A 13,146-nucleotide genomic window follows, 5' to 3' on the forward strand; every position below is an offset into this window, starting at 1 on the left:
CTGCGTTGGCGTCAGTTCGCGACGACCTGGAAGCGCGCACCCGCCGAACGCGAATACACGCGCCGGTCGTACATCGCCTCGCCATACGCGGCCGGCACCACGAAGTCGCCCACGTTGGTCGCGCGCGCCTTGTAGGTCACTTCGAGCAGGTTCTTGTCGACGGCGCCGTAAAACACCACGCGGTCTTCGCGGATGTCGGCGTACTGCACCTTCCACGAACCGCCGCCACCCAGGCGCTTCTTCCAGATCGGCGCATCGGCATTCGCCTGGTCATCGTCGCCCACGGCCTGCAGCACCGGCTCCAGGCCGCCGGGCAGCAGGTCGACCAGCGCCACGTCGTTGAGCTGTGCACGCTCCAGGCTGCGCACGCGCACCCGCACCGTGACCTCTTCGCCGAGCTTGGCCTTGGTGATCGGGTTGCCCTTGGCATCGAGCACTTCATGGAAGATCTCGAGGCCCTGGTTCACCGGCGTGGTGGGCACATTGCGCTCGAAGCCCTGTTCGGCCCAGCTGTAGTACAGGTTGAAGTCGCTGTCGTTCGACAGCTTGAGCTTCGCCGTACCGGCCGGCACCGCGGCACGCGTGATCGGGTTCACCGAGCCCAGCGCCAGCGCCGCGGCCTGGCCTTGCGCGTTGACGCTCTGCGCCGTCAGCTTGCCCTCGGCGTTCTGCGCCACCGCTTCGAAGTACGCATCGACCGCGAGCAGCATCGAGGCCGACGACAGGCTGTTGTACCAACCGTCGCGCACCATCGCGCCCATGCCTTCCCACACCTCCGGCTTCAGCGTCTTCAGGCGCGACGGGAAGTGCCGGCCCACCAGGTGCAGCGTCATGCTGTCGTGCACCAGCGGGTCGTAATACGCGCCCCAGACGTTGCGGCGCTGCTTCTTCTCGGTGCGCGCGAGCAGGTCGGACCACACCGGGTTGAGCAGCTCGTTCGCCACCTGCTCCTGCTTCACGAGCTGGTAGCTCGCGGCGAGGTACACGGCGCCCAGGTCGTCGCTCCAGCCTTGCGTCTGCTTGTTGCGCCATGCTTCACGCAGGTTGGCCAAAGCGGCCGGCGCGATGATGCCCTGGCGTGTGAGCAGGTAGGCCGCCTGCGTGCGCTGGCGCCAGCCGTCCAGCGAGCTGTCGCCGCTGCCGAGCCAGCCCTGCAGATAGGTGTTCGCCTTTTGCAGCAGGTCCTGCGGCACGGGCAGCTTGTGATCCTTGGCTTCGATGAGCAGATGCACCGCATAGAGCGTCGCGAAAGCATCGGTGCCCGCGCCGGGCCACAGCGAGAAGCCGCCGTCGGCCGTCTGCCGTGCGCGCAGCTGCACGAGGTAGCGCTCGAAGGTCTTGCGCGCTTCGGGCATCGGACCCTGCTCGGGGGTGCGACCGCGCGCCATCTCCTTCACCAGCTCGGGGCGGCTGGACAGCAGCACGGCCGGGAAAGTCTGGCTCGTGATCTGCTCGGTGCAGCCGTGCGGGTAGACCTCCAGGTACTGCATGAGACCGGTCGCGAAGGCCCACGGCGCGGCCGACACCGCCACATCGCTCTTGCGGAAGTTCGGGTACAGGTCGGCCTTGCTGCTCAACTCGCCCGCACGCTGGAAGCTCCCCGCCTGCACCATCGTGACGAACGGCGACGCGGGCCGCACGCTCACTTCGGTCGACAGGCGCGCGCTGAAGGTCTTGTGCGTCGATGTGAACACCAGCGCCGACGAACCCAGCACCGCCTGCTCGCCCGGCTTGGCGCGCACGTTGAACCTGGTGCTCGCTTCGCCGCGCTCGTTGACCTTGAGCGTCTGCGTCGCATCGCCCACCACTTCGAGCCCGCCCGAGGCGGTGAGCGTGAGCGCGACGGGCGCCCCTTGGCCCGAACCCACGATGTTGTTCGCAAGACCCACGCCCACTTCGACCGTGTCGCCGGGCGCCATCGCGAGCGGCGCGTTCGGCAGGATCACCATGTCGCCGCGCACCACGGTGCGGGTGCTCTTGGCGGCGGTGGTCTCGTCGTTCACCGCGACGGCCATCACGCGCAGGCTGCCGTTGAAGCTCTCGGGCACGGTGTAGCTGAACTCGCGGCTGCCGCTCACATCGACGAGGCCCGACCAATAGGCCACCGGCTTGTCGCGCTTGCGCTTGAACGGGTTCAGGTGCTTGCCCAGTTCGCCTTCGCCGTCACCTCCGGGCGCTGCGCCCTGCATGAGCTTCTTGAACTCCGGCAGGATCAGGTCGAGCGTCTGCAGCGTGCCCACTTCGAGCGCGCGCTTCTGGAAGAAGTGCTTGAGCGGATCGGGCGTCTTGTAGCGCGCCACCTGCAGGATGCCTTCGTCCACCGCGAACAGCACGGCGCGCGTGGGCTTGTCGCTGGTGAGCTTCATCTTCACCGTCTGGCCGGGCTTCACGAGTTCGCTGCTGGTGAGCTGCAGGTTCGCGGTGCGCTTGGCCAGACTCGTGGCGAAGGGGATCACGCCATAAGACAGCGGGCTCATGTAGACCTCGTCCGAGGCCGGGTCGCGCACGAAGTGCACGTTGATGTAGCCGGTGCCCTCGAAGTCCTTGGGCAGCGTGATCTTCTGCACCGAGGCGGTCTTGTCGGTCTTGAACCACGCGTGGGCGTAGACCTTGTCGCGCTCGATGGTGATGAGGCCCGCGCCGACGTACGGCGCGCGGATGCTGATCTCGATCTCCTGGCCCGGCTCGTAGTCCTTGCGGTCGAGCGTGAGCTGCAGCTCGGCGTTGCGGTCCAGCGAGCGTGAGACGTTCGCGTTGCCCGCCACGCTGTACTCGACGCGGTTGAGTTCCATGCCGCCGGCATCGCGCACCACGTAGGCGAAGTTGCCGGGCGCTGCCGTGTTGAGCGCCACGGTGTTGCCGCCCGCGGCAATGGCGAAGGGCTTCTCGTCGATCACGATTTCCTTCTTGCGCGACTCGTAGCGGTAGAGGCCGTTGTCCTGCTTGATGAGCACCGACAGCACCTTGCGCTCGACGCGTTCGATCTTCAGGTCGGCCACGGCTGTCTTCCTGGCTTGCGGGTCGATGGCGATCACGGTGGCGTTGCGCGCGGCGCCCTTGCTCACGTAGCTGGTGTCGCCGTCGACCTTCACGCCCACGAGGTAGGGCATGTCGCTCACCAGCGTCTGGGCTTCGGCCGAGACGCTGCGCCCGCCTTCGGGCTCGAAGGCCTTGGCGAGCACGTGCACCTGGTAGGTGGCGGCATCGAAGCGCGACAGGCGCAGGTCGAACTCCGCCTTGCCTTCCGCGCTGGTCTGCACGCTGCCCAGGTCGTCGACCTGTTTCTCGGTGGCGCGCTGCGGATCGAAGAAGGCGTAGTCCGCGAACGCGCGGAACACCGGGAAGGCCGGGCTCAGCGTGAGCGTGCCTTCGACCTTGCGGTCGGGCGCGGGCGTGCCGAAGAGGTTCTGCACGTCGATGAGCGCCTTCAGGTCTTTCGGCTTGACCCAGCCTTCGGCCACTTCATTGCTGAGCTTGGCGACGACCTTGGTGCGGTCGGGCAGGAATTCCTGCACCTTCACGGTCGTGCTGCCAATCAGCAGGCCCTGCACCTCGGGGTTGCCGGGCGACGACTCGCGCGGCAGGTAGAGGTTGACGGTGTAGTTGCCGGTGGGCGACGTGTCCTGCGTGGTGTGGGCGATTTCCGCCGCGCCACCGGGGCCGAGCTTGAGCTTCTCGCGGCGCACGCTGAGGCCGCGTGCGTCGATGATCTCGGCCTCGAGCGGCAGGTCGCGCAGCGAGGTGGCCCAGTTGCCGGCTTTGACCATCATCGCGATGTGCATCGTGTCGCCCGGGCGGTAGATGCCGCGGTCGCTGAACACGTAGGCCGTCATCTGGTTCGGCACGCCGGCCGCGCGCAGGCCGCCGACGTCGAAGCGCGAGATGTCGAGCGTGCGGTCGGTGCGGTTGAAGGGCAGGAAGCTCAGGTCGCCGTCCTTGCGCACGACCAGCACCACGGGTGCCTTCTCGCGCTGGTAGCCCGCGAGGTTCGGCAGCTTGGCCGCGCCCGTGGCATCGGTGGATTGCGACGCGACGATCATGCCGTTGCGGCCCCACACCTCGACCAATGCGCCGGCGATCGGCTGCCCATTGGCAATGCTCTGCACGAACACGTCGCGCGTGCCGTCGAGCGACTTCTTCGCGACGATGCCCAGGTCGGTGACAAGCACCAGGCGCTGGTCCTTCTGGTCTTCGGGGTTGCCGCTCTCAGGGTCGCCTTCGCCTTCCGAGGGCTGTTCTTCCTGTTGTTCCTCCTCGGGCTGCACTTGTGCCGCATCGCCTTCGGCCTTCTTCCTGGCCTTGGGATCGAAGCCCTGCACCTTGAGCAGGAACACGCCGCGGCGGTCGGCCACGTCGCTGCGCAGGTACTCGGCGAAGTCGACGGTCTCGTAGTGCGCCTTGCCGGCGGGGATGCTGAGCGGAATCTCCTTCTGGAAGCGGTCCACGAGGTTGTCCGACTGCAAGCCGCCGTTGAACTGCGGATGCGCGAAATCGCCATTGGTCTGCGTGACCAGGTGCTGCAGCTGCTGCGGCAGCAGGCGGCCGATCTCGAGGCGGATGCCGGGCAGGTCGCGCACCAGGATCGGCAGCTTGCGTTCGCCCGAGAGGGCGAGCAGCGAGCCCTGGCTCATGATGGTGAGCTCGGGCGCGAAGATCTTGAGCAGGCGCACGTCCTGTCGCGCGGCACCAAGCTGGTAGCCGCCCGGCGTCTTCAGGCCCTTGGCCACGCGCACGAGCAGGTAGCGGCCACCCTCGGCTTGCGGCAGGCGGAAGCTGATCATCTCGGTCACTTCGCGCTCACTGGCGATGGGCTGCAGGGTGATCTTCTTCGCGCGACGCAGCACGGCGTCGGTGACCTTCGAGGGGTCGGCGGACCAGTCGAATTTTTCTTCCGGGTCGCCCTTGGCTTCTTCGGTGGCCGGCAGAAGCCAGGCCTGCACCACGCGCGCCATTTCGCGCTCGTGCACCGGCATCGAGGCGGTGACGTGCATCACATGCTCGGGCTCGCCGTTTTCGCCCGTGACGATGGTCGGGTCGATGCTGGAGATGGCCAGGCTGAAGAGGCCGGGGATGTCGACCGCGCGCGAGATGTCGTTGCGCTGCGCGGGCCCGCCCTTCTGCGCGACCGCACCAGCTGCGAGGCTCAGCACGACGGGGCGCGTCTTCTCGGGAATGGGCAGAGGCTCGGACTGCAGCGTGGCGGTGAGGCGCAGCTTGTCGTAGCTGACGCTGAACTTCTCGCTCGCGCAATTGCGCACGCCGAAGATCACGGTGCCGCAGGCTTGGTCATAGGTCAGCACCAGGCGCTTTTCGAACTCGGCCGTGTTGACTGGGTGCGAGAAGCGCACCTGGAAGAGCGCCCGCCGCACGTTGGCCTGCACCGGGTCCTGGTAGAACTCCGCGCCCGCGATGCGCGCATTGAACTCGGGCGAGGTGAACTCGTACTTGCGCTGCTCGATCTCGATGTGCGGCGCGAGCGCGTCCTTCGCGAGCTGCACCTTGTAGGGCTGGCCGACCGGCCAATCCTGCGCGGGCAGGAATTCGAGCTTCTTCTGGCTGCCCCAGGTCCAGCGCCCGGCGATCGCGGGCTCGATGGTGACGCCGGCCGCCTCCTGGCCGACGCGCGCAATCGGCGCGACCGAGGCAGAGAAGTTGATGACGACCGGGTTGGGCCCCTTGTCGTTTTCGATCTGCGTGCGCGGTGGCGGCACGATCTGCGCGGTGGACACGACCGGCTCGACGCGGTCGGGCGTGAGACCGTGCCACCACTTCATCAGATGCGGGCTGGCGAACCAGCCGGCCAGCACCAGCAGCGCCAACACCACCACCCAGGCCAGCCGCTGCTGCAGCCACTGCAGCCCGAAAAGAAGAAAGGCGCCCACGATGCGCAGCCACCCCGGGGGTCGCCAGGAACCGATGAGTCCGCGTGCCAAAGGACGCAGAAAACCGAACACGCGGCCCAGTCCGGTGAAGAGCACGTCGCTGAGCGACGCGAGTTTTCGATTGGCGACTTGAAGCATGGAAGCTCCCCCTGATGTTTTTGTTGGCACCTGGCAGTTTCTGCCCGGTCTGTGAAGCCACGGCGCTGTGTGTGAAGTCTGCGTGAAAACCGCACAGGCCCGCGCACCGGCCCGTCTCGAGCGTCAGAACGAAAGTGCGGGCTTGTTCACCATCAACCAGAACACGACGGCCATCGCCACGAAGGCCGGGTAGCCCAGCAGCTCCCAGTAGCGCTGGTAGCGCAGATACAGCGACGGCAATGGCGTGGCCTCGTGGTGCGCCTGCGCCGCAAGGGCCGCCATGCGAATCTGCAGCCAGACCACCGGCAGCCAGCACGCCCCCGCGAACAGGAAGAGCCCCAGCGACAGCGCAAGCCACGGCGTCGCCAGCGGCCAACCCGCCATGTGCGCCAGCGCGAAGCCGGTGACCGGCTGCAGGATCACTGTGGGCGTGGTGAACCACCAGTCGGCGCGCACCACCAGCCGGCTCACCACCGCCTGCGCCGGCACGCTGCCGCTGCGGTTGGCAAAGAACATGTAGAACGCCGAGCCCAGCCCCGTGCCGACCATCAGCACGCTGGAGACGATGTGCAGCCACTTGAGGACGAGATAAGTGTTCATGGCGTGGCGCGTCGGTACAGGTGCCAGAGCAGCGCGGCAATGGGCAGGTTCTTGAGCAGCGGGCCGAGCGGGTGCAGCCACAGGCTTGGCTGCAGCACGGTCGCCACGAGCGTCATGGCGAGCATCAGCGCGAAGGCGGCGAGGTAGACGGTGCGGCCGGGTCGCAGCCACAGCGCCAGGCCGATCGCAAGATCGGAAGCCGCGCCGCTGACGATCAGCGACTGCACCAGCCACGGCGGCGAGGCAATGCCCGCGTCGGCCAACACACGGCGACTCTGGCCGTCGAGTTCCACGATGCTGGCGATGGCGGTGAAGAGCCAGACGGCGACGAGGCTCAGGCGCAGCAGGCGATCGTCATCAGCGGCAGCAGGGCGTGTCATGGCGCAGGCGGTGCTTCGTCGACCACATCCGTCACCATGCCCCAGCGCGCGAACTCGGGATCGAACTCGGGCAGCGTGAGCAGGCCCGCGCAGGCATGCGCGCCCACCGGCAACGCATCGCCGCGCGCGAGCCGCCGCGCCAGCAGGATGGCGGCCATGCAGGGGATCTCGGGGCCGTGGTTGTCGTCGGCGGCGATGTGCCAGGCGCGGCGTGCGACAGCGCCCTGCGCATCGATGCCTTCGACGCGCACCACCATGCCACCCAGCGCAGTGCCGAATGCATCGAACACGCCGCCTGTCGCATACAGCAACGGCGCCAGCTTCTGCGGCGCACGCAGCAGACCCGCGCGGCGCAGGAAGGCCAGGAAGGCGAAGGCGTGCTGGGTCAGGCCGACTTCGAGCGCCGCGCGGAACATGACCGACTGCACGCCGGCATAGCGCGCGGGAAAGAGTTCGAGATCGGGGATGTCGCACAGGGCGCCGCGGCGCGGCTTCATGCGGGCGAACTGCACCTTCGCGGGATGGGCCCAGCCGGGCTGCTCGGTCCAGTGGCCGCCCTGCCAGACGCGGATCGGCGCGCCGCAGTAGGCGAGCACGCCCGCGAGCGTGGCTTCGCCGCGCGGTGCGCCCTGCGCCGGCGCGATGCAGATGTCGATGCTGCGCAGGCCTTGCCAGCCGGCGGCGAGGTGATCGACCACCGCCGACGACAGCGCCGGCACGGTGCTGGCGCCGGTCACCGCCGTGCGGCCCGCACGGCGGAAAGCGGCGTCCATCGCGGCGGGAAAGTCGCAGACGAAGCGCCGGCCGTCGGCCAGGTCGATGTAGTGCGCACCGGCTGCCGCCACGGCCTGCGGCACGCGGTAGTCCTGGCCCTGGAACGGGCCCGCGGTGTGGATGACGAGGTCCACGCCCAGAAAGCCCAGCCCCTGCGCGAGATCGGGCGACTGCGCATCGACGCGCACACCGCGCACACTGCCGCCCAGCGATTGCGCAAACGCCGTGGCCCGTTCGAGGTCGCGCCCGCCGACCCACAGTTCGATGCCCGCGTCCTGCGCCAGCGCGCGGCTGATGCGCGCGCCGAAATTGCCGTAGCCGCCGAGCACCAAGGTCTTCATGCGAGGCTCGCCCCGGCGATGTGGCCGCGCGTGAACGCTTCCTCGAAGATCGAATAGCCCGACCAGTCCGCGTGCGCGAACGACAGCCGGCCCGCGGCCACGCGGTCGCCGTGTGCGCCGATCTGCGCGAGCAGCCCGGGCCGCGGGATCGACATGGCGTGGCCGTAGCGCGTGATCTCGACGCGCGTGGCAAGCGCGGGCAGGTCGGGGTGAGGCACCGACAGCTCGGCCAGCAGCTCGTCGCGCCATGCGGTCCACGGGCGTTCGAGCAGCAGCTGCCGGCCATCGCCGGTGTCGTAGCTGCTCGGGCCCAGCGGGCGGTACCAACTGAGCACGGTGCCGCGCGGCGTGGGGTCGAGCGTCTGGTGGCGCGCATCGACGTAGCCGAGGCCGCGCGTGCCGTAGATCACGTTGTCCCAGCTCGGCGCGGCGCCGACGCGGTCCGCCAGCGGCCCGCGCAGGTGCACGTTGGCGACCAGCCAGGGGGCGTAGCGCACATGCGCGGCGGCGCTGGTCAACAGCGCCGGCGGGTTCTCGACCACGCGCGCGGCGATGAAGACGGGCAGCGCGACGATGCAGCGCTCGGCCTGCCAACGCACCATCGATTTCGAGGCGGCATCCCACGCGTCGACCTCGACGCCGCTACGCCCTTCGGCGATGCGCGTGACGACCTGGCCCGTGTGCAGGCGCTCGCCCAGCGGCGCGGCCAGCTGCTTCGTGAGCCAGCCGTTGCCTTCGGGCCAGGTGAGCACGCCGTCGCGGTCGGGGTTGGTGTCGTTGACGCTGCCGCTCACATCGCCCGGTGCATGGAAGCCGTGCCGGCTCGCGAAGTAGTGGATGCCGGCCCAGGCCGACACCTGCGCGATGCCGGCGCCGTAGTCGTCGCGGCAGCAGTAGTCGAGGTACCAGCGCAGGTGGGCGTTGTCAAAACCTTCGCGGTCGAGCCAGCCCGCGAAGGGCACGGCGTCGAGCGCGAGCAGTTCGGGTGTGACGGCGAAGCGCAGCGTGGGAATGGCGAAGTGCGCGGCGTGCTGCAGCGCGTCGATGCGCTGAGCGAAGCGGCGGTATTGGGCGTGCGTGGCATCGCCGACGTCATGCACGGGCAACAGCCCGTCCTGCCACTCGCCGCGAAAGAACAAGCGCTCCTGCGGGCTGTGGCAGAGGTGGCGTTCGTCATACGCCCAACGGCCCGCCACGCGTCGGCGCAGGCCGAGTTCTTCGAGCAGGTCCTGCACCTCGTGCGCGTCGTCGCCGGGTGTGGGCAGGTAGTGCGCGCCGAGCGGGCAGGCGATGCCGCCGACCGCGCCGCCGCGCGCGTTGCCGCCCGCGGTGTCTTCGAGTTCGAGCAGCGCGAAGTCGTCGATGCCCGCGAGGCGCAGCGCGCGTGCGGCCGCGAGGCCGGCAACGCCGCCGCCTGCGATGACGACGCGGGTGCGCTTGACGGTCGCCGGAGCCTGCGACCTGAGCGCGCCGTCGCGCATGGCGTGGCCGCGCGCGACATCGACGCCGGTGAAGCCGCCTTCGAGGGGCGGCGGTGGCGCCTCGCAGCCGGCCAGCGCCAGGGCGCCCGCCGCACCCGCCACGCCGAGGAAGTCGCGCCGTTGCATGCCGCGGCTAGTGCGCCATGACCTTGCCCCACTCCTGCTCATAAGTGGTGACCAAGGTCTGGTTCGACAGGCGGTTCACTTCGGTCGGCACGCGTGCCATGTCGAGCGGAAAGTCGAACATCAAAGGCAGCGTCGCAGGCGTGAGAAAGCGCATGCCGCCCGGCAGCGCATCGGGCAGCCGGTAGGGCCGGCGGCTCGCGATGATGTAGCCCCACTCGCCGAAGCTCGGCACGTGCGCGTGGTACGGCGTGGCCTTCAGGCCGACCGACTCGATGGTGGTCGCCACGGTCCAGTAGCTCTTGCGCGCCACCAGCGGCGAGGTGGTCTGGATCACGGCGTAGCCGCTGGCCGACAGGCGCCGGTCGAGCAGCGCGTAGAAGCTGTTGGTGTAGAGCTTGCCGATGGCGAAGTTGGTCGGGTCCGGAAAGTCGACCACGATGACGTCGAACGTGTCGCCCTCTTGCTGGAGCCACTGGAACGCGTCGGTGTTGACCACCTTCACCTTCGGCGACGAGAGCGCGTGCCCGTTGAGCGCGGCCAGCGTCTCGTGCGTGGTGAAGAGCTGCGTCATGTTCGGGTCGAGCTCGACCAGCGTGACCGACTCGACCGAGGGGTACTTGAGAACTTCGCGCACCGCCATGCCATCACCGCCGCCGAGCACGGCGACTTTCTTGGGCGCGCCGTGCGCAGCCATCGCGGGGTGCACCAGCGCCTCGTGGTAGCGGTACTCGTCGCGCTCGGCGAACTGCAGGTTGCCGTTGAGGAACAGCCGGTGGCCCAGCGCGCCGCGCGTGACCACGATGCGCTGGTAGGGCGAGCTGGCGCTGAAGACGATGTGGTCCTGGTAGAACTTGTCTTCCGCCAGCGTGGTGATGTGGTCGGCGCCCCAGAAGGCGCCGATGAGCGCGGCCAGCGTGAGGAAGCACGCCGCCGCATGCGCGCCGGCACGGCGCAGCTCATGGCGGAACAGCCACAGCGCCCACACGGCCACCGCGGCGTTCATCACGCCGAACAGCAGGCCGGTGCGGATCATGCCGAGCTGCGGCACAAGGATGAGCGGGAACGCGACCGACACGGCGAGCGCGCCCAGGTAGTCGAAGGTCAGCACCTGCGACACGAGGTCCTTGAGCACGATGTTGCGCTTGAGGATGCGCATCACCAGCGGAATCTCGAGCCCCACCAGCGTGCCCACCACCACGACGAGGCCGTACAGCAACAGCCGGAACGCGCCCGGCACGTAGGCGTTGGCCAGGAACAGGATCGCCGGCAGCGCGCCGCCGATCAGCGCCACGAGCAGTTCGATGCGAAGGAAGTGCGCCGGCAACTGCCGGTCGAAGTAGCGCGAGAGCCACGAGCCGACGCCCATGGCGAACAGGTAGGTGCCGATGATGGTGCTGAACTGCAGCACCGAGTCGCCGAGCAGGTAAGAGCTCAGCGCGGCTGCGCTCAGTTCATAGACCAGGCCGCACGCGGCGACCACGAACACGCTGGCGAGCAGCGCGATCTCGACGGGTTGCGGCCCCCGCGCCTCCGGGGTGCGCGCGGGCAGGGCCGCGTCGCTCAATGGATTGCAGCAGCCACGATGACGCTGATGCCGAGGCTCATGGCGGCCACGACCAAAGCCAGCGCCATGTTCTGCTTCTCGACGATCTCGCCCCACAGGTCATAGGGGGTGATCTTGTCGATGATGAGGAAGCAGACCCAGAAGACCGCCACGCCGATCAGCGCATACACGAGCGATCCGAGGACCACGCCCGGTTTCAGCCATTCAATTCCCATGGGGACCTCCAGTCGTAGCAATAAAAAGAGAAGTGATGAGAGCGCAACGCCTGCGCGCGATCTTCGTCATTTGTGGCCGCCGCCGCTCGAATAGCCACCGTACGAACCGCCCGAGCTGCGGTAGCCACTCGAGGAACCGCTGCAGTTGCTCATCATGATCAGCACGAAGATGATGACCACGATGACGAGGATGATCGTGCCGCAGCCCATGCCGGACGCGGCGCTCACGGGCAACGCGTCGCCGCGCGAGAACAGGTCTTTCTTGGCGTCGAGCTTGAAGGCGGTGGCCACAGCGCCGCTGTCGATCTTGCTGCCCGAGGACCACGTCAGCTCGTTGGCCGAGCGCTCCATCGAGAGCAGCGCACCGCCGCTCGCAAAGTCGCGGTTGAAGGTTTTCTGCCCGCGCTCGACCTGCCAGTAGAACTCGCCGGCCACGTAGGTGGTCTCGGCGTTGTAGGCGTACTGCTGCTGGTAGCGCTTGTTGAGGTAGGTGGCGGTGGTGCCGTTCTCGGCCATCACGGGCGCGCCGGTGGTCGGCTTGACCATGCTCCAGCCGTCTTCGGCATCGACCAGGAAACTGAAGCCGCGCTTCTTGTTGTACAGCAGGTACTCGTCCCAGCCGAACTGCTCGTCGTCGCCGGGCTCCTGGCCCATGCGGTGCTGGAAGCCCACCACCTGCCACTGCGCGCCCTGCAGCTGGCCCATGCTGCCCAGCGCGATGAGCGGGCGCACCGGCTCGTTCTGCTCGGCGTGCTTCAGCTCGCCGCCGATGCCTTGCGACAGGTCGATGATGCTGTTGCACGAGCCGCAGGTGATGCTCTTGCTGTCGGCCAGGTTGACCGTGACGGGCGAGCCGCAGTTGGGGCAGTTGAAGCTGCGGCCTTTTTCGTCCTTCGCGGATTCGTCGCGCAGGCCGGTGAGCTGCAGGTCGTCCAGCTGCACCGAGCGGCCGAGGTACGCGCTGGGCTTGGCGGTGCCGTAGTCGATGCTGAGCACCAGCCCCTTGTCGTTGCGCAACTCGACCATCGCGAACGGCTTGCCGAGCTCGGGCAGGTGCGGCAACTCGCCCTGCGCGGAGGTCAGCGCCACCTGCTCGTTGGAGGCGACGGTGTAGCTCTGGCCGGCGAAGGCGGTGGTGGCGCCCACGCGCAGGTCGACTGGCGGCGGCGCGGCGCGCTGCAGGTCGAAGGGCAGCGCAAAAACGTAGGCGCCGTTGTCCTCGCTGAGGACGCCGGTGCGGTCGCCGTCGAGTGCAGCGATCCACTCGGTCCAGCGGCCACCGGGGTAGGTGTACTGCAGCCGGCCGATCAGCGTGAAGGGCTTGTCCTGGATGCGGCCGGCGGCGAACAGCTGCAGCGGGCTGAAGTCGTCGAACAGCTCGGCCATCTTGCCGGTGCGCGCGAGCGTGTCGCCCTGGCGCACGACGGTGCTCTGGCAGTAAGGACAGACGGCGTGCGTCGATTGCGCCGAGCGGAATTCGACCGGCGCGCCGCAGCCGGGGCAGGGCGCGCGGTAGTAGCGTTGGTTGCCGGTTTCCTCAGCCATGGCACACAGCAGAAGACACGACGGCAACAACGAACGAGGCGGGAGACACCACCGCGGCACCGGCTACGCCGGCCCGCAGGCATCGCCCCCTGCAAGGAGC

The 13,146-nt window shown here is 68.5% G+C and carries 8 protein-coding genes; all 8 read right to left on the reverse strand.

The genetic code is table 11. The features are described from left to right. Positions 1–11: 11 nt before the first annotated feature. The 8 genes from IG196_RS30510 to IG196_RS30545 all read right to left on the reverse strand — a co-directional run bounded on the left by IG196_RS30510 (position 12) and on the right by IG196_RS30545 (position 13,046). Positions 12–6,020: an alpha-2-macroglobulin gene (locus IG196_RS30510; RefSeq protein ID WP_192194225.1), complete on the reverse strand. Its 6,009-nt coding sequence runs from the start codon at positions 6,018–6,020 to the stop codon at positions 12–14. 123 nt (positions 6,021–6,143) lie between these two features. Continuing rightward, a complete protein-coding gene (locus IG196_RS30515; RefSeq protein WP_192194226.1) occupies positions 6,144–6,620 on the reverse strand; it encodes a DUF2269 family protein in 477 nt (158 codons plus the stop codon). Further along, the gene (locus IG196_RS30520) at positions 6,617–7,000 is read right to left on the reverse strand and encodes a DoxX-like family protein (protein WP_192194227.1); all 384 of its coding nucleotides are present in this window, start codon (positions 6,998–7,000) and stop codon (positions 6,617–6,619) included. The genes IG196_RS30515 and IG196_RS30520 overlap by 4 nt, the downstream gene beginning before the upstream one ends. Next, the gene (locus tag IG196_RS30525; protein ID WP_192194228.1) at positions 6,997–8,115 is read right to left on the reverse strand and encodes a saccharopine dehydrogenase family protein; all 1,119 of its coding nucleotides are present in this window, start codon (positions 8,113–8,115) and stop codon (positions 6,997–6,999) included. Before IG196_RS30525 ends, IG196_RS30520 begins: the two co-directional genes overlap by 4 nt. Beyond that, the gene (locus tag IG196_RS30530) at positions 8,112–9,722 is read right to left on the reverse strand and encodes an FAD-dependent oxidoreductase (RefSeq protein ID WP_192194229.1); all 1,611 of its coding nucleotides are present in this window, start codon (positions 9,720–9,722) and stop codon (positions 8,112–8,114) included. Before IG196_RS30530 ends, IG196_RS30525 begins: the two co-directional genes overlap by 4 nt. 7 nt (positions 9,723–9,729) lie before the next feature. Next, positions 9,730–11,286, reverse strand: a complete 1,557-nt coding sequence (locus IG196_RS30535; protein WP_412556360.1) for a polyamine aminopropyltransferase — start codon at positions 11,284–11,286, stop codon at positions 9,730–9,732. Beyond that, a complete protein-coding gene (locus IG196_RS30540) occupies positions 11,283–11,501 on the reverse strand; it encodes a DUF350 domain-containing protein (protein WP_192194230.1) in 219 nt (72 codons plus the stop codon). Before IG196_RS30540 ends, IG196_RS30535 begins: the two co-directional genes overlap by 4 nt. Before the next feature lie 66 nt (positions 11,502–11,567). Next, positions 11,568–13,046, reverse strand: a complete 1,479-nt coding sequence (locus IG196_RS30545; RefSeq protein ID WP_192194231.1) for a DUF4178 domain-containing protein — start codon at positions 13,044–13,046, stop codon at positions 11,568–11,570. Between the last annotated feature and the right edge of the window lie 100 nt (positions 13,047–13,146).

It is taken from the genome of Variovorax sp. 38R (assembly GCF_014843395.1).
GTDB classification, from domain to species: Bacteria; Pseudomonadota; Gammaproteobacteria; order Burkholderiales; family Burkholderiaceae_C; genus Variovorax; species Variovorax paradoxus_H.